The following is a 20824-nucleotide window of genomic DNA, read 5'->3' as shown; positions in this document are numbered from 1 at the left end:
GGAAGCGTTTGCCGGCGCGCCGCTCCAACGCGCCGGTTTTTGATTTCGCTTTTTTGCGTTATTTCGATCAACCCGATAACAACAACAGGAGTGTGCATGTCCGGCATGTCTGTCACGGCGTACAGGGCTTCCACGGAGTCCATGGAAGATGTTTCCGACGCCAGCTCGGCGCAACCGTCTTCGCCCTCTCATTGCACCGGTTTTCCGGAGCAAACTGCCTTGTCCCTTTCCTTTGAAGAACAGGGCCTGCTTCAGGCCCTGCTGGCAGGGCGTCTGGCGCAGCCCTTCAGCCTGCTGGGCCCGCGCTATGGGCGCCAGCCCGGCGGCGTGTCGTCCCTTCGCGCCTTCCACCCCGGTGCCGCCGCAGTGCGGGTGCGCTGCCGCCACAGTGGCGTGTTGCTGGGCGAGTTGCAGCAATTCCGGCTGCACGGGCAAGCCAGCGGTTTCTTCAGCGGCGTGGTCACCGGGCTGGACCAGCGGCGCCATGCAGTGCCTTATACGCTGGAGGTAGACTGGCCGATCCCCGACGGCAGCCGCAGCGTGCAAGCGACCGAGGATCCTTATGCCTTCGGCCTGCTGCTCGGTGAGCTCGACCTGCACCTGCTGCAGGAGGGGCGGCATCGTCAGCTGGCCGATTGCCTGGGTGCGCGCCCGATGGAGATCGATGGCGTACCCGGTACCCGCTTTGCGGTATGGGCCCCCAATGCCGAGCGCGTCTCGGTGGTGGGCGACTTCAACCAGTGGGATGGCCGCCGCCACGTCATGCGCCTGCGCCACGAGCCGGGCGTGTGGGAGCTGTTCATCCCGCGCATCGGTCCCGGCGACGTCTACAAGTACGAGATCGTCGGGCGCGACGGCGTGTTGCTGCCGCTCAAGGCCGATCCGGTGGCGCGCGCGACCGAAGCCCCGCCGGCCACTGCCTCGGTGGTGGCCGACGCTCGTCCTTATCTCTGGCAGGATCAGCAGTGGATGGCCGAGCGTGCACAGCGCCAGTCGCGCTCGGCGCCGATGTCCATCTACGAGCTCCATCCCGCTTCCTGGCGCCGCGTGCCGGAACAGGCCCATCGCAACCTGAGCTGGGATGAGCTGGCCGATCAGCTGATCCCCTATGTGCTGGAGATGGGCTTTACCCATATCGAACTCATGCCGGTGATGGAGCATCCCTTCGGCGGCTCCTGGGGCTACCAACCCATCAGCATGTTTGCGCCCAGCGCGCGCTTCGGCAAACCGGAGCGCTTCGCCGCCTTCGTCGACCGTTGCCACCAGGCCGGCATCGGCGTGCTGCTGGACTGGGTGCCGGCGCATTTCCCGAGTGACCAGCACGGGCTGGCGCAATTCGACGGCACCGCGCTCTACGAGCACGCCGATCCGCGCGAGGGCTTCCACCAGGATTGGAACACGCTGATCTTCAATCTCGGCCGCAATGAAGTGCGCGGCTTCCTGATCGCCAGCGCCCTGGAGTGGATTGAGCATTTCCACGTCGACGGTCTGCGCGTGGATGCGGTGGCCTCAATGCTCTATCGCGATTACAGCCGCAAGTCCGGCCAGTGGGTGCCCAACGTTCACGGTGGTCGCGAGAACCTGGAGGCCGTGGCCTTCCTGCGCGAGCTCAATACCGTGGTGGCGCAGCGCTGCCCCGGTGTGCTGATGATCGCCGAAGAATCCACCTCCTGGCCCGGCGTGACCGCCGAGGTCAAGGACCAGGCCGATCATCACGGCCTGGGCTTCAGCTACAAGTGGAACATGGGCTGGATGAACGACACCCTGCGCTACATGGAACATGACCCGCTGTTCCGGCGTTATCACCATCACGACATGACATTCGGTCTGCTGTATGGATTCTCCGAAAACTTCATCTTGCCGATATCGCACGATGAGGTGGTCCACGGCAAGCGCGCGCTGTTGAACAAGATGCCGGGCGACGAATGGCGCCGCTTTGCCAACGTGCGCGCCTATTTCGGCTTCATGTGGAGCCATCCCGGCAAGAAGCTGCTGTTCATGGGCAGCGAGTTCGGCCAGCCCGACGAGTTCGACCATGACAAGTCGCCCTACTGGCATCTGCTGGATGAACACGGCGGCCATCCTGCCGGGCACCGCCAGTTGCGCCAGCTGGTCAGCGATCTCAATCATCTCTATCGCAGCGAACCGGCCCTGCACCAGCGCGACTGTCGCGCCGACGGCTTCTCGTGGGCGGTGGGCGACGACAGCGTCAACAGCGTGCTGGCGTATTTCCGCTATGCCGATGAAGGTCCGCCGGTGCTCATCGTGGTCAATCTGACGCCGGTGCCGCGCACCCGCTACCGCATCGGCGTGCCGCCCGCTGCACCCGGCCGCAACGGGGTCTGGCGCGAAGTGCTCAACACCGATGCCGCCGTCTATGGCGGCAGCAACAGCGGCAACCTGGGCCAGGTGCAAGTGCAGGACGTCGGCTGGCATGGCCACCCGACTTCCATCGAGCTGAACCTGCCTCCGCTGTCCACCCTGATCCTGCGCAGAGAGTCCTGATAATGAGCGTCGCCTTTCCTGATCGCCTGATGCCAGGCCTGCCTTACCCCCTGGGCGCCAGCTCCGATGGCCTGGGGGTCAACTTCGCGGTGTTCTCGGCCAACGCCACCCGCATGGACCTGTGCCTGTTCGACCCGTCCGGCAAGCGCGAATTGAAGCGCATCACCCTGCCCGAATGCACCGATGAAGTGTGGCACGGCTATCTGCCCGGTGCCGCCCCCGGACTGGTCTATGGCTTGCGTGCCCACGGTCCCTACGAGCCCAACAAGGGCCATCGTTTCAACCCCAACAAGCTGCTGCTGGATCCCTATGCCAGGCGCCTGGTCGGCCAGGTGCGCTGGACCGATGCGCTCTATGGCTACCGCCTGCACTCGGCGCGCGCCGATCTGTCCTTTGATCGCCGCGACAGCGCCGCCGCCATGCCCAAGGCCATGGTCACCGATGATGCCTTCGTGTGGGAACATGATCGTCTGCCGCAAGTGCCCTGGAACAAGACCGTGATCTACGAAGCCCACGTCAAGGGGATTTCCAGGATGCGCGAGGATCTGCTGCCGCATGAGCGCGGCACCTTCGCCGCCTTGTCCGATCCGGCCTTCATCGACCACCTGCTGCGCCTGGGCGTGACCACGCTGGAACTCATGCCGGTGCATGCCTTCCTGCAGGACAGCTTCCTGATCGAACGCGGTCTCTCCAATTACTGGGGCTACAGTACGCTGGCCTATTTCGCGCCGGAGCCGTCCTACCTCTCCATGGGCGACCCCAATGAACTGCGCATGGCAGTGCGCCGCCTGCACAGCGCCGGTATCGAGGTGATCCTCGACGTGGTCTACAACCACAGCAGCTGCGGCAGCGAACTGGGGCCCACACTGTCCTTCCGTGGCCTGGACAATGCCAGCTACTTCCGCCTGCTGCCGGGCCAGGAGCGTTACCACATCAACGATACCGGCTGTGGCAACACGCTGAACCTGTCGCACCCGCGCGTGTTGCAGATGGTCATGGATTCGCTGCGCTACTGGGCGCAGTCCTTCCATATCGATGGCTTCCGTTTCGACCTGGGTTCCACACTGGGGCGCGAGGCGCACGGTTTCGACCCGGGTTCGGGTTTCTTCGATGCCTTGTTGCAGGACCCGGTGCTGTCGAAGCTCAAGCTCATCTCCGAACCCTGGGACATCGGTCCCGGTGGCTACCAGCTCGGCAAGCACCCGGCCCGTTTCGGCGAATGGAACGACAAGTTCCGCGACGACATGCGCAAGTTCTGGAAGGGCGACGAAGCCATGCGCGGTGGTTTCGCCCAACGCATGCTGGGTTCGGCTGAACTGTTCGAACACAACCGCCGCAAGCCCTGGGCCAGCGTCAACTTCATCGCCTCGCATGACGGGTTCACCCTGCGTGACCTGGTCAGCTACAACGGCAAGCATAACGAGGCCAATGGCGAGAACAACAACGACGGCCACAACGACAACGCCAGCTACAACTGGGGTGCCGAAGGCGCTACCGATGATCCCGCCATCCAGGCCACACGCGCCTGTGTGCAGCGTTCCATGCTGGCCTCCACGCTGCTGGCGCAAGGCACCCCCATGCTGCTGGCCGGTGACGAATTCCATCGCAGCCAGGGCGGCAACAACAACGCCTACTGCCAGGACAACGAGATCTCCTGGATCGACTGGGAACAGGCCCGCTCACCCGAGGGCGCGGCGCTGACCGCCTTCGTCGGCCGGGTGACCGCCATCCGGCGCGACTTCGAGGTGCTGCGCGCCAGCGACTTCCTGCACGGCAAGCAGACCGTGGCCGATGGTCTGCCGGATGTGGCGTGGTTCGACGAGGCGGCGCAACCGGTCTCCAGCGAGGACTGGAACAATCCGGTGGCGCGCGCCATCACCCTGCAACTGGCGGGCAAGCGCGTGGAACCGCACAAGCAGCTGAGTTCGCGTCTGCATGACGCGGCCGGCACCGGTGCGGCCGGAGCAGGCGAGGCACAGGACGTGGAGCCGGATGTGCTGATGATTTTCGTCAATGCCGGGCACGAGCCGATCGAATTCCACTTCCCGCGCACCCAAGGCGAGTACTTCCTCCTGCTCGACAGTGCCCGGCCGACCGGCATGCCGGAAGGAGAGGGCGCCCGGCTCAAGACGGCGGGCAGTGCGAGCGTGCAGGTGCAGGCCCATACCCTGCAGGTCTTTGCCAACCGGCCCTTGCACCTGTCATCGGCCATCTATCCACTGGCGGCCAATGAGTGGATCAAACGCAATGAATGGGGAGAACGCGCATGAGTGCCCGCTTTTCCGTGAGGCTGCCGTTTGGCGCCCAGGTCACTGGCCCCGGCCAGGTTCGTTTCCGCGTCTGGGCACCGGGTGCCGAGGCGGTCGCCGTGGAGATCATCGGACGGGGCCGTGTGCCGATGAGGACGGAAGATCCAGCCGCCCCGGCGTGGTATGTGCTGGAGACCGAATGCGATCCGGGCACCCTGTATCGCTACGTGTTCCAGACCCGCGAGCAGGGTGAGGTGGTGGCACCGGACCCGGCTTCACGCGGGCAGGCCGGAGATGTCTTCGATCCCAGCGTGGTGGTGGATGCGCAAGCCTTCCTCTGGCAGCATCCGAACTGGCAGGGCCGTCCGTGGGAAGAGACCGTGCTCTACGAACTGCATCCGGGCGCGCTGGGCGGCTTTGCCGGTATCCAGCAACGCCTGGCCGAACTGGCCGAGCTGGGCATCACGGCCATCGAACTGATGCCGGTGGCGGAATTCCCCGGTGCCCACAACTGGGGCTACGACGGTGTGCTGCCTTTCGCACCGGATGCCAGCTATGGCACCCCGGAACAGCTCAAGGCCCTGATCGATACCGCCCACGGGCTGGGCATGATGGTGTTCCTCGATGTGGTCTACAACCACTTCGGTCCGGATGGCAATTACCTGCACAGCTATGCCCCGGAATTCTTCCGCCATGACATGAATACGCTGTGGGGCGCGACCATCGATTTCCGCCGCCCCGAGGTGGCCGATTTCTTCACCCGGAACGCGCTCTACTGGCTCCAGGAATACCGTTTCGACGGTCTGCGCCTGGATGCCGTGCATGCCATCTGCGAACCGGACTGGCTGGTGAACCTGGGCCAGCGCATCCGCGCCGAAATCGGCAGCGAGCGTCACGTGCATCTGGTGCTGGAGCACGATGGCAATGCCGCCCACCTGCTGGGCCATACCGCCGCCGTGCAAGTCGAGGCGGACCTGGCCGAGATCGGGCAGGTGCGCGAGCGTTCCACTCATGTCTACGATGCGCAGTGGAATGACGATGCGCACCACGTCCTGCACGTGCTGCTCACCGGTGAAGACAGTGGCTACTACGCCGCCTACGCCGAGTCGCCTGCCGAGAAACTGGCGCGCTGTCTGCAACAGGGTTTTGTCTACCAGGGCGAGGTCTCGCCCTATTCGGGGGAGCCGCGCGGCGAACCCAGTGCGGACCTGCCGCCGACGGCCTTTGTCAATTTCCTGCAGAACCACGACCAGATCGGCAACCGCGCCTTTGGTGAGCGACTCACCGTGCTGGCCCATCCGCTGGCGCTGCACGCCGCGCAGGCGCTGATCCTGCTGGCACCGCAGGTGCCGATGCTGTTCATGGGCGAGGAATTCTGCGCGGTGCAACCCTTCCTGTATTTCACCAGCCACCGCGATGAAGAGCTGGTGAGGGCCGTGCGTGAAGGGCGCCGACGCGAGTTCGCCCGCTTCCCGCAATTCGCCGATCTCGCATTGCTGGAGCAGATTCCGGACCCCAACAGTTTTGCCACCTTCGTCTCTTCCATCCCGGAGCCGGGCCCGGCGCCCGGTTCGGCGGCCTGTCTGCGTCGTGTGGCCGAACTGCTGCACATCCGCAAGCTGCATATTGCCCCCTATCTGCGCGGCGCCAGGGCGCTGGAGGCCCGCGCCATCGGTCCGAAGGCGGTCCATGCCCGCTGGCAGCTGGCCAATGGCAGCGTCCTCAACATCACCGTCAATCTCGATGAAGCCGCGCTGCCACAGGCCCTGGACCAGTTGAGCCAGCCGGCTGGCGCCGATGTGCTCTTCGACAGTGGCGGCGCACTGGCGGCGCTGGCCGCTGGCAGCTTCCCCGGGCATGCCATCCTGGCACTGCGAGAGCCGCCGGGTGCTGCCACCGCACCCGGGAGCACAGCATGAACGCCGCCCTGCGCCAGCATACCGACGAGCTCGTGGCACCGACCGCGGCTGCGCCCTTGTACAAGCAGACCACGCTTGAAAACGATTTATATCGTTTGGCTGAGCGTGCCGGCATCGCGATCCACTGGATCGATGCCTATGACCAGCCGCAGGTCGTCGCCGACGAGGCCTTGCAGGCCATCCTGGAAGCGCTGGGCCTGCCCTGCGCCACGCCCGGGGATTGCCATGACAGCCTGGCGCTGCTGGACCGCGAGCACGCCGTCGGTTACCTGCCGCCCTTGCTCACGGGCGTGCAGCACCAGCCTGTCCCGCTGCCTGCGCATTCGCGCCTGCACGGACTGTCCTGTCGCGTCGAGCTGGACAACGGCGCGCGCCTGACCTTGCTGATTTCGTCCGATCTGAACGCGCCGCCGACCCTGCCGCCCATCCACGTGCCCGGCTATCACCGGCTGCTGGTGGCGGGGCATATCCTGACCCTGGCCATCGCACCACCGCGCTGCTACAGCATTGCCGACGCGCTGGCAGAGCAGGGCCGCGAGCGCGGCTGGGCGCTGGCCGCGCAAGTCTATGCCTTGCGCACCGACAGTCTCAAGCCGGCGCGCAAGGTCTATGGTGATGGCGGTATCGGCCACTTCGGCGCGCTGGCGGCACTGGCGCCGATGGCCGCGCAATACGGGGCCGTTGCGCTGGCGATGTCGCCGCTGCATGCGATGTTTGCTGCCGACCCCGGCCGCAGCAGTCCGTATTCGCCCTCCAGCCGCTTGTTTCTCAATCCTTTCCTGATCGATCCGGCTGGCATCCTCGGTGCCGACGCCCAGGCTCAGGTGCTGGCCGAAGGCGGGTCGGAAATGATTTCCGCCCACGAGCGCCTGCAACAAGCCACGCTGATCGACTGGGCGCGCGCCGGTGCCCATCGCATGACCTTGCTGCGTCGCCTGTATGCCCTGTTTCGTACCGAACATGCGGACGATGTGAAGCAACAGGCGGCCTTTGCCGCCTTCCAGCTCGAAGGCGGCGCTGCATTGCGCGCCCACGCCTTGTTTGAAGCCTACAGCCATCATCTGAGCAGCCAGGGCATGCCCGGCTGCTGCGACTGGCGAGCGTGGGGCGAGGCTGGCCGCCATCCTGATACGCCGGAAATGCAGGACTTTGCGGCCGGGCATGCCGGCGAGATTGATTTCCACCTGTTCCTGCAATGGCAGGCCGCGCGCCAGTTGGCACAGGCCCAGGAGAGCGCGCGCCAGGCCGGCATGGCCATCGGTCTGATCGCCGACCTGGCCGTCGGGGCCGACAACGGCGGCAGCCAGGCCTGGAGCCATCAGGACGAGATCGCAGCGGGACTGACCGTGGGTGCCCCGCCGGATCGTCTGGCCCCGCAAGGGCAGAACTGGGGGCTGGGCGCTTTCTCGCCGCTGGCCCTGCGCCGGTCCGGCTACCGCGCCTACCTGTCCATGCTGCGCGCCACGTTTGCGCAGGGCGGGGGAGTGCGCATCGACCATGTGCTGGGCCTGAACCGCTTGTGGCTGGTGCCGCAGGGTTGCCATGCCGATGCGGGGGCCTATGTATCTTTCCCGCAGCAGGACATGTTGCGCCTGATTGCGCTGGAGTCGTGGCGTCATCGCACCGTGGTCATCGGCGAGGACCTCGGCACGGTGCCGCCCGGTTTCGATACCGTGCTCGATGAGGCCGGCGTGTCCGGTATCCGTGTGCTCTGGTTCCAGCGCGACCAGCAGGCTTTCCTCCCGCCATCGGCCTGGTCGCCCCAGGCCATTGCGGTGACGACGACGCATGATCTGCCGACCGTGGCCGGTTGGTGGTCTGCTGCCGATCTGCTCTGGCGCGATCACCTGGGCCAGCTCGAGCAGGGCTTGCCGGCTGCCCGCCAGCAGCGCTACCACGAGCGCAGCCAGCTCTGGCAGGCCCTGGTGCAGCAGGGCCTGGCCAGCGGGCCGCCGCCGGAAGTGGCGTGCACCGCGTCCGCAGGCGATGCCGGGTCCGGCTTGCCGGATGTGCCGCAGGAGTGCGCCATCGCCGTCGATGCGGCACTGGAATATGTGGCAGCCACCCCGGCGCCGCTGGCCGTGGTGCCGGTGGAAGACATCCTCGGCCTGAGCCAGCAACCCAACCTGCCCGGCATGACCGAGCCCCACCCCAACTGGCGTCGTCGCCTGCCCGAGGACATGCCGCAGCTGTTTTGCGCCTATGCCGCCAGGGCCAGGCTGGAGCGCCTGCGCCGTGTGCGCGGTAGTATCGCCAAGGAGATCTGATGGCAGCCCCTTCCTTATCGCCGGACCGCGCCGCGCGCCGCAGCATCCCGCGCGCCACGGCACGGCTGCAGTTGCACCGCGATTTCCGCTTCGAGCATGCCGCCCGGACGGTGGACTATTACCACCGCCTGGGCATCAGCCACCTCTACCTCTCGCCCATTCTGGTGGCGCGCCCCGGTTCGACCCACGGCTACGACGTGGTCGACCCCACCCGCATCAATCCCGAACTGGGCGGCCAGGCCGGACTGCTGCAACTGCACCAGCGCCTGCGCGCGCAGGGAATGGGGCTGGTGGTCGACATCGTGCCCAACCACATGGCGGTGGGTCATCACAATGCCTGGTGGCAGGACGTCCTGCGCTGGGGCCGCCACAGTCGCCACGCCGAATGGTTCGATATCCAATGGGACAGCCCCGACCCGGCACTCGATGGCAAGGTATTGCTGCCTTTCCTCGGCCAGCCCTATGCCGAAGCGCTGGAAGCGGGCGAACTGATCCTGCGTCTGGACGCCGATCAGGGCCAATTGCAGGTGGCACACCATGAGCACATTTTCCCGCTCGCGCCGACTGACCATGCCGTCGTGCTGGAGACGGCCGGCAGTACGCGCCTGGGCGAGGTGATCGCGGCCTTCGCCGCCATCGATCCCGCGCATCCGGACAAGGATGGCCATGCCGCAGCCGCCCGCGAGCAATTGCGCCAGCTGGCCGCCGACCCCGAGGTCATGGCCGACATCGATGCCGCGCTCGGCGCTTTTTCGGCGGGCCAGCCGCATGGCCGCAGTGCCCTGCATCAGCTGCTGGAGCGCCAGCACTATCGTCTGGCCTGCTGGCGCAATGCCGCCGACGAGATCAACTGGCGCCGCTTCTTCGAAGTGAGCGAACTGGCGGGCATGCGGGTGGAGCGCGAAGACGTCTTCGAGGCCATGCACGCCGAGATCTTCCGTCTCTACGCCGAGGGCATCATCGATGGCCTGCGACTGGACCATATCGACGGCCTCACCGACCCGGGTCGCTATTGCCTGAAGTTGCGCCAGCGTCTGCGCGCGCTGCGGCCCGACCACGAGCCGTATCTGATCGCCGAGAAGATCCTGGCGGGAGACGAGACCCTGCCAGCGGGCTGGCAACTCGACGGCACCACTGGCTATGAATTCATGGAGCAGTGCGCTGCCGTCCTCCATGATGGCGAAGGCGAGCCGATACTCGACGAACTCTGGCGCGACATCGTCGGCGACATACCGACCACCGCCGATCAACTGCAAAGTCACGGACCGGGCGAGCTGTGCCATTTCCCGAGTATGGTGCAGGAGGCGCGGCGCAGCTTCCTGGCACGCAACTTTGCCGCAGAATTCAATGCGCTCACGCTGTGCCTGCACCAGCTTGCCCGCAGCGCCACGCAGACTCGCGACCTGACGCTCATGTCCATCCGCCGGGCGGTGGCCGAGCTGCTGGTGCATTTTCCGGTGTACCGCACCTATGCCAACGAGCAGGGCATGCCGGCGCAGCAGCGCGAACTGCTGGCCAGTACGGCTCAGAAGGCCGCCACGACCCTGCATGCAGCCGATCATGCCACGTTGCACGTGGTGGAAGGCTGGCTGGGCGGTGACCTCCTGCTTGACAGCCGCCATGCCCATCGTCGCGCCTTGCAGCTGCGCGCCATCGCCCGCTTCCAGCAACTGACTCCGCCGCTGACGGCCAAGTCGATGGAGGACACGGCCTTCTATCGCTATGGCCGTTTGCTCTCGCGCAACGAAGTAGGGGCCGAACCGGCCCGTCTGGCCATGTCGGTCTCGCACTTTCATCAGCTGGCGGCACGACGCGCCCGGCAGATGCCGGGCAGTCTCCAGGCCACCGCGACGCACGACCACAAGCGCGGCGAGGATGCCCGCATGCGCCTGGCGGCCCTCTCCGAGATCGCCGAGGAGTGGTCCACCGTGCTGCGCCACTGGCACCAGCTTAACGCGCCCATCGTGGCCGCCACGTCAGGCCAGCAAGGCGGCATTGATGCGGTCGATGAGTGCATGCTGTACCAGACCCTGGTGGGCGTCTGGCCGGACGGCATGCGCGTCGGCGATGACGACCTGATTGCCCTGGGCGAGCTGGCCGAGCGGGTCGTCGCCTGGCAGCGCAAGGCCCTGCGCGAAGCCAAGCGCCGCAGCGACTGGGTGGTGCCGCAGAGCGAATACGAGGCGGCCTGCGAGCGCTTTACGCGGGCATTGCTGTGTGATCCGGGGCTGGATCCGCGCCATCATCCTTTCCTCACCGAGCTGGAGGATTTCGTTCGTCGCCTGGCGCCCTTGGGGACTGTCAACAGCTTGTCCCAGACCATGCTCAAATTGACCTCGCCGGGCGTGCCCGATTTCTACCAGGGTAGTGAGCTGTGGGACCTGAGCATGGTCGATCCGGACAATCGCCGGGCGGTCGATTTCGCACTGCGTGAGCGGCGGCTGGCCGATGCCATCAGCCGGCCGGTTTCATTGCGCCAATGGCAGAGCGGCAGCGCCAAGCAGCAATTGATTCATGCGGTGCTGCAGTACCGGCGCGAGCATGCGGACCTGTTCGCTGACGGCCATTACCTGCCGCTGGCCACGCATGGCAAGCTGGCGCGCCATGTGATCGCCTTTGCCCGGCTGCTGCCGGGACAACAGGAAGACGAGAGCGACTGGCAGGCGACAGTGGTGCTCTGTACGCGCCTGGCGGCCCATCTGCTGTCCTTCGAGGGGCGCCGCGAAGAAGCCTTGCCGCTGGTGTCTGCCGAGGCTTGGGGGGATACCCGCATTGCGCTCCCGCAAGCACTGTCCCACACAGGGAGTACGCTGCGCCGCTGGCGCAGCGTACTCACCAGTGGCGAGGGCGAACTGAGCGAATGTGCCATGCCGGATGGGGAACGCGGCGGCAGCATCGCCGTAGCCGATATCCTGGGTAGTCTGCCGGTGGAATTGCTGACGCTCGGTCTCAGTTGAGGGGGAGGTGACGCAGTGCTCTGACGGCTTGCTGTTCGGGGGGGGCTTCCTTTTTTCCTACACGCGAATATCCCGCCGTCCGATGTCATGTCAGTGCAGCGTCCCACTACCATGACGCGAGCCCGGCATGTCCGCCGGATCCGCCATGTTGTACAAGGAGTTTGCACATGACCAAGCTGCCCGCCGCCGATCTGCAGCTGCCGCTGTTTACCTATGGCCAGCGCGAGTCGCTGACCGAGAAGAGCGCCTGGATCGCCCTGCAGGAACACCATCAATACAGCGCCCGCCACTTCCGGCTGGAGCGCCTGTTCGCCGCCGATGACAAGCGCGGCGAGAGCCTGGTGGCCGAAGCCGCCGGCATCTACCTCGACTATTCCAAGAACCTGGTCACCAGCCAGACCATGACCCTGCTCATGAACCTGGCCCGCCAGTGCGGACTGCAGGACCGCATCGAGGCCATGTTCCGGGGTGAGCGCATCAACGCCACCGAGCAGCGCTCGGTCCTCCATACGGCCCTGCGCATGCCGGCCAGCGCCCGGCTGATGGTGGAGGGCGAGGAGGTGATCGCCCAGGTGCAGCAGGTGCTGTCCCGTATGGAGAATTTCGCTCAACAAGTCCGCAGCGGCCAGTGGACCGGTCATACGGGCCGTCGCATCCGCCATGTGGTCAACATCGGCATCGGCGGCTCCGACCTCGGCCCGATGATGGCCTGCGAGGCCTTGCGCCCCTATGCGCAATCGGACCTGTCCCTTCACTTCCTCTCCGACGTGGATGGGGCCGCGCTGCTGGAGACCGTGCGCAGCCTGCCCGCCGAGCAGACGCTCTTCATCGTCTGCTCCAAAACCTTCACTACGCTCGAAACCACCACCAATGCGCGTGCCGCGCGTGACTGGCTGGTCCGGCAATTGGGCGAGCCCGCCGCCGTGGCCCGTCATTTCGTCGGCGTCACCACCAACATCGAAGAGGCCAGCCGCTTTGGCATCGACCCGCAGAACATGTTCGGCTTCTGGGACTGGGTCGGCGGACGCTATTCCATGACCAGTGCCATCGGCCTGTCCACCATGATCGCCATCGGCCCCGCGCAATTCCGCGAGATGCTGGCCGGCTTTCATGCCATGGACGAACACTTCCGCACGGCACCGCTGGAGGCCAATCTGCCGGTCATTCTCGGCATGCTCACGGTGTGGTACACCAATTTCTTCGGTGCGGCCAGCCAGGCAGTGCTGCCCTACAGCCAGTATCTCAAGCGCCTGCCAGCCTACCTGCAGCAACTGACCATGGAGAGCAATGGCAAGCAGGTCACCCTGCAGGGTGATGCCGTGGATTACCAGACCTCGCCCGTGTACTGGGGCGACAATGGCATCAACGGTCAGCATTCGTTCTACCAGATGCTGCATCAGGGTACGCAGATGGTGCCCTGCGATTTCATCGGCTTGTGCCAGCCGCAGGAAGCGCTGGGCCAGCATCACGCCCTGCTCATGGCCAACATGTTTGCCCAGAGCGAGGCGCTGGCCTTTGGCAAGAACGCGCAGCGGGTGCGCGAGGAGGGCGGGCCCGAGGCCCTGACGCCGCATCGCGTCTTCCCTGGCAGCCGTCCGAGCAACAGCATGCTGCTCGACAAGCTCACCCCGTATAGCCTCGGCACGCTGGTGGCCTTGTATGAACACAGCGTGTTCACTCAGGGCGTGATCTGGAATATCGATTCCTTCGACCAGTGGGGGGTGGAGCTGGGCAAGCAGTTGGCCCGGCGTACCGCGCGCGAGTTGCTTGATCCCTCCGAACCTCTGCACCATGACAGTTCCACCAACGCCCTGATTCGCCTCTACCGTGCCCGCCAGGGGGCGGATGCTGGTGCAGCCGGGGCGGCATAAGCCGTCGCGCCCCCAAGGTCTGGCATCCCCGTCCCGACAGCGCGTTGCCGGGCTTGTGTATGGTCCTTGCCAGGGTCTGCACGCGCGGGCATAGTGTGAGTTTATAATCCCACGTAACAAGCGATTACCCTGAAAGTACGCGCCAGGTCCGCAGCTCTTCGGTCAACAGGACCGCGCAGTCAGGGGTGTGCGCAGGACAGAACAACAAGGAAATGTCGAAGGGGGCGCACTGCAGGTCAGGCCCGTTGCGCTCCGAGCTACCCACCCATGTGCGTGGAGCGCTCGGGGACGTGACGGCGCTTGATCGATGGCTTTGCACCGTAACAATGATCATGAAGCGGGCGAACGCACATGAGATTGCTGACCAAGGGCTTGTTGATCGTTGCCATACCAAGCCTGTTTGAAGTGCTGCTGTTGGGGGCGCTGTTCAAGTCACAGGCCGATGCCGAGGACGCCGAGCGCTGGGCCTCGCACTCTCTGCAGGTGATGAACAAGGCCGCCGAGCTGCGCGAGCCCATGCTGCTGGAGGCCGCGCGCATCCGCAATGCGGTCCTGCTGGACCAGCCCGATACGCTCAGCCGGGGCGACCTGTGGGCCGACATCGAGGTCAGGGCTGGCGAACTGGCGCGCCTGGTGGCGGACAACCCCGTGCAGGGCGATACCCTGCGCGCGGTGCACGAATCCATCGCACGCTACCGTGCTTGGGACGACGGTGCCCGCCAGCGCCTGATGCGAGGCCAGCGCGATGATCTGATCCGCCAGTTGCGTGATGAGCAGGGACCGCACCGGCTCTCCGAATTTCTCGTTCTGCTGGGCAACTTCATGTCCGAAGAGCGGCGTCTGGGGGCCGCGCGCCAGCAGCGCCTGCAGGAGGCACGCCATTCGCAGACCTGGCTGCTGGTTCTGGCAGTGCTGGGATCCATCGTCACGGCCGCCCTGGCTTCGCTGGCTTTCACGCGCAGCATCAGCAGTCGTATCGCGGTATTGACCGCCAATGCCCGCCACCTGGCCGATGGTCAGCCACTGGCTGCACGCGTGGGCGGCAATGATGAAATCTGCCTGCTTGACGATGCCCTGCATCGCAGTCACGAACGCCTCACCGAAGCCGCCCGCCAGGCCCAGGGGTATCGCGAGGAACTGGAACAACGCGCCCGCGAGCTGGCCGACGTCAACAGCGACCTGCGCCAGCAGACCCAGGACAACGAGATGTTCATCTACAGCGTCTCGCATGACCTGCGTTCGCCGCTGGTCAACCTGCAGGGCTTCAGCAAGGAAATCGGCCATGCCACGCGCGAGCTGCTGGACGAAGTGGATCGCCTGACCTTGCCCGAGCCGGACCGGCAGCGCCTGCGCGCGCTTGTCGAGGACGACCTCCAGGCATCGCTGCGCTTCATCCAGAATGCAGTGACACGCTCGTCGGGCATCATCGATGCCATGTTGCGACTCTCGCGTGCAGGGCGGGTGGAATACCAGCCGGTCATGCTGGATATGCACGCCATCGTCCAGCGCATCGTCGCGGCGATGAGCGGCAGCATTCGTACCAAGTCAGCCCGGGTGGACATCGAGCCCGATCTGCCTCCGGCCTATGGCGATCCGACTTCGGTAGAGCAGGTATTGGGCAACCTGGTCGGCAATGCCGTCAATTACCTGGATCCGTCCCGCCCCGGTCACATCATCATCGGCCACGTGCCGCAGTCCGACAGCGTGGTGGCGGCTCCCAGCCTGGTGACCTATTTCGTGCGCGACAACGGGCTGGGGATTCCCGCGGCCTACATGGACAAGATGTTCATCGCCTTCCAGCGTCTGCACGGCAATGCCGCCAAGGGCGAGGGCATCGGACTGGCACTGGTCAAGCGGGTGGTGGAACGGCATGGCGGGCGCATCTGGGTGGAATCGGTCGAGGGCCAGGGCAGTTGTTTCTATGTCGCCTTGCCGGCTCGTCCGCCGGTGTTCTGAAGGTGGTGCGGACAAACACGGATTACGCAACGGACAAGGGGAAAACAAGATGGCCACAGAGCAGAGCGTCAACATCATCCTGGTCGAAGACGACGACGGCCATGCGGTACTGGTCGAGAAGAACCTGCGGCGCGCCGGACTGGTCAACGGTTTCCAGCGCCTGCGCGATGGCCAGGAAGCGCTGGATTTCTTCTTTGGCGGCGATCTGGCCCGCGCCGACCTGCAGCAGGTGGTGGTACTGCTGGATGTGAACATGCCACGCGTCAATGGTGTGGAGGTGCTGCGACGCATGAAGCAGGCAGCGGCCACCGCGGCCATTCCGGTCATCATGCTCACTACCACGGATGATCCGCGTGAAATCGCGCATTGCTATGACGTGGGCTGCAATGTCTACATCACCAAGCCGGTCGAATACGATGACTTCATCGAAGCCGTGCGGCGCCTGGGCTTCTTCCTGCAGGTGGTCAAGTTGCCGGTGCCGGGTGCGGTGGTGCGTGAGCCTGAGTCACGATGACGATCACAAGCGCGCACGTGCTGGTACTGGAGGATGACGAAGGCTTGCTGGCGCTGGCCAGCCGGGTCCTCCAGAAGCAGGGCTACCGCGTCACTGCGGTGGCCGATGCCGAGTCCGCCCAGGCGGCCGTGCAGCAGGCTGTTCCTGACCTGCTCATCGTGGACTACCAACTGCAGGCCCCTGACAGCGGGCTGGACTTCTTCCGCAGTCTGCGTGCGGCGGGGAAGGATATTCCGACCATCATGGTCTCGGGCTTTTCGGACGAATTGCACATCATCGAAGCCTGGCGGGCAGGCGTGGCCGATGTGCTGCCCAAGACCAGCGATTATCTCGACCACCTGCCGCAGATCGTGCAGCGCGTACTGGCGCAGCAAAGGCAGGCACAAGCCGCAGGGCAAGCCTGGGACGGGGTGCAGCAACTGCAACAGCTGCAACAGCTGCAACAGGAGTGCGCGATGCTGCGAGCCTCGGCAGCCTCCGACCGCGCGGAAATCGAACGCCTGCGCAGCGCACACGAAACCTTCCTTGCTACGCTCTCACACGAACTGCGCACGCCCCTCAATGCCATCCTCGGCTGGACCGGCTATCTGCTGCATCACGCTGCCGATCCCGCCACGGTGCGGAAGGGCGTGCAGGTGATCGACCGCAATGCCAGGCTGCAATCACTGTGGGTGGAAGAACTGCTCGATAGCAACCGGATCCTGTTGGGCACGGTGCCGCTGGCGGCTGCGCCGGTGCACCTGGCCGAGCTGATCCGCGATGCCATCGCGGCTGCCGAGGGCCCCGCAGCGGACAAGCAGATCGCCTTGCGCGCCGAGTCGGCGGCAGTGACCGTGCTGGGGGATGTCGGGCGCTTGCGGCAAGTGCTGGGCCGGCTGCTGATGAATGCCATCCGCTTCACGCCGCCCCAGGGGCGGGTGTTGCTGTGCCTGCACCGCAGGGAGCATGCAATCGAACTGGAGATACGCGATAGCGGCCGGGGGCTGACACCGGCCGAGCTGGAGAGCCTGTTTCCGTCGGCGCCCGAGAGTGGCGCGATCCGGGGCGATATGGTCGCATCAACAGCAGCCCCGGGACTGGCCGTGGCAGGCCGACTGGTGGCGCTGCACGGGGGGCGTCTGCGTGCTGCCAGCGCCGGTCCCGGACAGGGGGCCAGTTTTTTTGTGAGCCTGCCGCTGGCTTAGGGGGTGCTCACGTTAAATCTCGCGCAGATTGAATGTGAACAGGCCCTGGCCCTACACAATGGGCAGAGTGACCGTGAAGGTGATGATGTGGTTGTCGCAGTGGACGACGATCTTGCCGCCATGGCCGCTGATGATTTCGCTGACGATGTACAGGCCCAGGCCCAGGCCGCGGGCATTGCGCTGGTTGCCCATCGACTCCTTCTTGTAGGGCTTGAACATGTGCTCGCGCACGGCAGCCGGGATCGCCGGGCCATGATTGGAGACCGAAATGGTCAGCATGTCGTCGCGACGAAACACGATCAGGGTCGAGGGCTTGCCGATCTCGCCATGATGGCGCGTGTTCGACAGCAGGTTGGAGACCACCTGGCTGATGCGGTCGCCATCGACCTCGATTTCGCCGCAATCTTCCGCTTCGAGGATGATCTCGTTGTCGGGGTAGGCCATGCGCGCTTCGTTGACGATTTCGGTGACCATCTTGCACACGTCCACCGGGCGGCGCTGGATATCCAGCCCCATGCCGCTTTGCAGGCGACTGATGTCGAGCACCTGGGAGATCAGGCGGTGCATGCGGCTCGATGAGGAGGAGATGCGCTTGCTCAGGTTGGAGCTTGAAGGCGAATGCTCGCGCACCTCGATCATGCGCGCGGCCATCATGATGGCCTGCAGCGGATCGCGCAGGTCATGGCCCAGCGTGGCCAGCAGGGTCTCGCGGGCGCGCTTGATCATGTTTTCGTTGGACAGCGCCACTTCCTGGAAGTCCAGGCGCAACTGGCTGGCGATTTCGGTTTCGGTGTTTTCCCAGGGCAGGCTCTTGCCGCGTACGGTTTCCTTCCAGACGGCGAAGGAGCCGCGTGGCGTCAGCCGGGGTCCCAGTGGGCCGATGCTGTATTTCTTTTCAGGATTGCCGCCCCAGCGCACGTCTTCCACCTGCTCGGTACGGAACCAGAAGGCATAGCCGTCCTGCTCACGATAGAAGCGCACCGCCAGCACGCCGCAGATATCGCCCAGTGCTCCCTTGAGTGCCGGTACGTCGGCGCCCAGCGCACTGGTGGAAAAATAATCGCCCGGCTCGTTTTCGTTGAGCCAGTTGATGAGGGCGTTGACGCCTTCCCGCGTAGGGGCCTTGCCAAATACCTGGGTCTTGCGATCCAGAGTAATGGCACCGCCATGGGCATTCATCAGTCGCAGGAAGCCCTCATGATCGGCGGCCAGGGCCAGCACGATGTCTTCCCGGTCGGTGACCTGGGCCACGATCTGGCGGCGCAGGTCGGCGCTGTGCTCCAGGGCGCGGGCACGCTCGCCGTTGAGATTGCGTTCCACCAGCGCGCTGACGAATTGCGAGAGCAATTGACACGACATGCGTACCGCGTGCGGTACCAGGTGCGGACTCATGTGGTGGCAGGCGATCAGGCCCCACAGCCGTTCGCCGATCACGATCGACAGGCTCATGGAAGCACCCACGCCCATGTTGCCGAGGTACTCGACATGCACGGGCGAGACGCTGCGCAACATGCTGTGGCTCAGGTCCAGCGCACGGCCGGTGAGCGGGTTGTGGTCCGGTTCCAGCGCCACGGTGGGCGCGCTCACGTCGGCGATCAGGCGGATCGGATTGATCACGTACAGACGCCGCGCCTGGGCCGGAATGTCGCTGGCCGGATAGCGCTGGCCGAGGAAGGGTTCGAGGTCCTCGCGCTTGTGTTCGGCGATGACTTCGCCACTGTCGTCATGCAGGAAGCGGTAGGCCATCACGCGGTCGAAGCCGGTGATGCGGGCGATCTCGTCCACGGCCAGGGCCAGCAGATCTTCCACGCCGGGTTGGCGCTGGATGCGCTGGATGGCCTGGTGCGCGGCCAGGGCAAAGGCCTCCAGCGACAGCGCATCCGAGGGACGCTGTTCGAATTCGGCGATGAGCACACCCTCGGACTTGTGGGTGACCAGGTCGAAGGCCCCGGAATCCAGTGTGATCATGCGAGAGTCGACATAGCCCTGCCGGTCTTGCAGCGCCGACTGAATCACTGCACGGGCCGCGGCATTGAGGTGCTCTGCCGCCAGCGGCTGTCCGACCTCGGGCAGCTCGCCCAGCAGTGCAGCAGCATTGGCACTGCGCGTGGCCAGCCGGCCCTCGGGCGTGAAGCACAGGAGGGCGCCATGGTTCTGGATGGAACCGGGAATGTGGATCGGTTCCTGATCACAATTGCTCAGATCGACCGGTCGCCGGCGGCTTGCGTGATACGGATTGCTCATGCACTGCTTTCTCGATGCTGCAGCAGCAGGGCATCGAACTGCCGGCGCATCGATGATCGATGGTTGCGCCAGCAAGTTGGAGGGGAAGAAGAGAGCGGCATCCGGGAGACCCGTGTCTCCGGTCCGGTAGCCAAGGGCTGCGGCGGAGAATGATGCACATTCTTGGCTTCGGGAAAGCCTGATTATAGGCGTCATCGCAAGCCCGCGCGCAGGCGGCATGACAATTAATTCGTCGCCTTACCCGCCGGGCGATCCGTCTAGTCTCGTCAGGGGGGGGCTCTTTCGCTTTGTCCTACAAATCAATCGGGCGCCGTCCGATAGGACTCATCCGTAACCTGGTTCTAAGATCACCAAAACTCGCAGAAACAACGCGGCACCATTGGACTCGTCGCTGGATGGAGCAGCCGTCGTGGATGCCGCATGGGAAAAGAAAGCCCGGTCCTGCGCTGTCATCGAGCCGAAACGACAATTCATGCGCGCGTCCGCTGCATCAAGCTCTTCCAGTTTGGCGCCACGCGGCTAAAATGAAGTGTCATCAGAAGGTGCAGACAGCATGGCGACCTGGCGTACATCAGGGAGCGAACACCCCATGCTGTCGATGAAACACAGGGAAGAAACCGATCGCGGCGTCGGCCAGACGACGCGCCCGGTCGGTCAGTGGCAATGCGAACGCCTGCACGTGCGGGCCCGACGCAGTGCCGCACAGGACAAGCTGACGTTGCAACCAGCCTGGCGCAAGCGGTCCGCGCCGGATCTTTGAGCAGGGTAGCCTCATGGACAAGTCTGATTCCACCCATCCTTACGATCCTCTGATCGCCATTGCACAAGGCGACTGGAGCGCATATCGCAACCATATCGCCGCGCAGTCCCAGGCGGACGCCGAACCGCCGCCGGCCTGTCCCGAGCCCGCACAGGACAGCGCAGGACCGCCGTTGCACGGCGAGGAGGACATCCTGGCTTACCGGCGCCGCTGTGCCCGTGCCTACATCGGCATGAACGGGCGCCTGGGCGGGCGGGCCTATCGCGCCAATGAACCGGTGATCCTGACTCAGGAAGCGGTGCAGGAGCTGGCCGAACTGAACCGTCTGCTGCGCGAGGAACGGGCGCAGAAAAAGAAGAGCCGCTCAGACAGCTGAATCACACCCCGCCAGTCACATG

At 65.2% G+C, this 20824-nt stretch carries 12 protein-coding genes; 11 read left to right on the top strand and 1 reads right to left on the bottom strand.

Annotated elements, in window-relative coordinates; translation table 11 throughout:
- Window positions 1-96 precede the first annotated feature (96 nt).
- From glgB to HWE01_RS18050, 9 genes are all read left to right on the top strand, one after another.
- Window positions 97-2505: a 1,4-alpha-glucan branching protein GlgB gene (gene glgB / locus HWE01_RS18090; protein WP_034350383.1), complete on the top strand. Its 2409-nt coding sequence runs from the start codon at window positions 97-99 to the stop codon at window positions 2503-2505.
- Between the two features lie 2 nt (window positions 2506-2507).
- Window positions 2508-4775 (top strand): glycogen debranching protein GlgX, encoded by a 2268-nt coding sequence (gene glgX, locus HWE01_RS18085; RefSeq protein WP_241822496.1) that lies wholly within the window; start codon window positions 2508-2510, stop codon window positions 4773-4775.
- On the top strand, window positions 4772-6673 hold the full coding sequence (gene treZ / locus HWE01_RS18080; RefSeq protein ID WP_241822495.1) for a malto-oligosyltrehalose trehalohydrolase: 1902 nt from the start codon (window positions 4772-4774) through the stop codon (window positions 6671-6673). The genes glgX and treZ overlap by 4 nt, the downstream gene beginning before the upstream one ends.
- The gene (gene malQ, locus HWE01_RS18075) at window positions 6670-8940 is read left to right on the top strand and encodes a 4-alpha-glucanotransferase (RefSeq protein WP_241822494.1); all 2271 of its coding nucleotides are present in this window, start codon (window positions 6670-6672) and stop codon (window positions 8938-8940) included. Before treZ ends, malQ begins: the two co-directional genes overlap by 4 nt.
- On the top strand, window positions 8940-11897 hold the full coding sequence (gene treY / locus HWE01_RS18070) for a malto-oligosyltrehalose synthase (RefSeq protein ID WP_241822493.1): 2958 nt from the start codon (window positions 8940-8942) through the stop codon (window positions 11895-11897). The genes malQ and treY overlap by 1 nt, the downstream gene beginning before the upstream one ends.
- 167 nt (window positions 11898-12064) lie before the next feature.
- Window positions 12065-13768 (top strand): glucose-6-phosphate isomerase, encoded by a 1704-nt coding sequence (gene pgi / locus HWE01_RS18065; RefSeq protein ID WP_241822492.1) that lies wholly within the window; start codon window positions 12065-12067, stop codon window positions 13766-13768.
- 351 nt (window positions 13769-14119) lie between these two features.
- Window positions 14120-15724: a sensor histidine kinase gene (locus HWE01_RS18060; protein ID WP_241822491.1), complete on the top strand. Its 1605-nt coding sequence runs from the start codon at window positions 14120-14122 to the stop codon at window positions 15722-15724.
- 49 nt (window positions 15725-15773) lie between these two features.
- Window positions 15774-16238, top strand: coding sequence for a response regulator (locus tag HWE01_RS18055; protein WP_008329193.1), 465 nt, complete (start codon window positions 15774-15776; stop codon window positions 16236-16238).
- Window positions 16235-17422, top strand: coding sequence for a hybrid sensor histidine kinase/response regulator (locus HWE01_RS18050; RefSeq protein ID WP_241822490.1), 1188 nt, complete (start codon window positions 16235-16237; stop codon window positions 17420-17422). The genes HWE01_RS18055 and HWE01_RS18050 overlap by 4 nt, the downstream gene beginning before the upstream one ends.
- Before the next feature lie 51 nt (window positions 17423-17473).
- On the opposite strand, the gene HWE01_RS18045 is transcribed toward HWE01_RS18050, so the two are convergent.
- Window positions 17474-19666, bottom strand: a complete 2193-nt coding sequence (locus tag HWE01_RS18045; protein ID WP_241822489.1) for an ATP-binding protein — start codon at window positions 19664-19666, stop codon at window positions 17474-17476.
- 553 nt (window positions 19667-20219) lie between these two features.
- On the opposite strand from HWE01_RS18045, the gene HWE01_RS18040 reads away from it, so the two are divergent.
- Both HWE01_RS18040 and HWE01_RS18035 read left to right on the top strand, forming a co-directional pair.
- Window positions 20220-20426, top strand: coding sequence for a hypothetical protein (locus HWE01_RS18040; protein ID WP_175343491.1), 207 nt, complete (start codon window positions 20220-20222; stop codon window positions 20424-20426).
- Between the two features lie 13 nt (window positions 20427-20439).
- Window positions 20440-20802, top strand: a complete 363-nt coding sequence (locus HWE01_RS18035) for a hypothetical protein (RefSeq protein WP_008329186.1) — start codon at window positions 20440-20442, stop codon at window positions 20800-20802.
- The last annotated feature ends 22 nt before the right edge of the window (window positions 20803-20824 follow it).

Origin of the sequence: Herbaspirillum sp. C7C8, from assembly GCF_022627875.1 — a bacterium.
In the GTDB taxonomy this organism is placed as follows: Bacteria; Pseudomonadota; Gammaproteobacteria; order Burkholderiales; family Burkholderiaceae_D; genus Herbaspirillum.
The sequence above is the reverse complement of the archived record's forward strand: the minus strand, read 5'-3'. Positions and strand labels throughout refer to the sequence as shown.

Bases quoted from the DNA above. Each gene is read 5' to 3' on its own strand.
- glgB (WP_034350383.1), top strand. From the start codon at position 97: ATGTCCGGCATGTCTGTCACGGCGTACAGGGCTTCCACGGAGTCCATG.
- glgX (WP_241822496.1), top strand. From the start codon at position 2,508: ATGAGCGTCGCCTTTCCTGATCGCCTGATGCCAGGCCTGCCTTACCCC.
- treZ (WP_241822495.1), top strand. From the start codon at position 4,772: ATGAGTGCCCGCTTTTCCGTGAGGCTGCCGTTTGGCGCCCAGGTCACT.
- malQ (WP_241822494.1), top strand. From the start codon at position 6,670: ATGAACGCCGCCCTGCGCCAGCATACCGACGAGCTCGTGGCACCGACC.
- treY (WP_241822493.1), top strand. From the start codon at position 8,940: ATGGCAGCCCCTTCCTTATCGCCGGACCGCGCCGCGCGCCGCAGCATC.
- pgi (WP_241822492.1), top strand. From the start codon at position 12,065: ATGACCAAGCTGCCCGCCGCCGATCTGCAGCTGCCGCTGTTTACCTAT.
- HWE01_RS18060 (WP_241822491.1), top strand. From the start codon at position 14,120: ATGAGATTGCTGACCAAGGGCTTGTTGATCGTTGCCATACCAAGCCTG.
- HWE01_RS18055 (WP_008329193.1), top strand. From the start codon at position 15,774: ATGGCCACAGAGCAGAGCGTCAACATCATCCTGGTCGAAGACGACGAC.
- HWE01_RS18050 (WP_241822490.1), top strand. From the start codon at position 16,235: ATGACGATCACAAGCGCGCACGTGCTGGTACTGGAGGATGACGAAGGC.
- HWE01_RS18045 (WP_241822489.1), bottom strand. From the start codon at position 19,666: ATGAGCAATCCGTATCACGCAAGCCGCCGGCGACCGGTCGATCTGAGC.
- HWE01_RS18040 (WP_175343491.1), top strand. From the start codon at position 20,220: ATGGCGACCTGGCGTACATCAGGGAGCGAACACCCCATGCTGTCGATG.
- HWE01_RS18035 (WP_008329186.1), top strand. From the start codon at position 20,440: ATGGACAAGTCTGATTCCACCCATCCTTACGATCCTCTGATCGCCATT.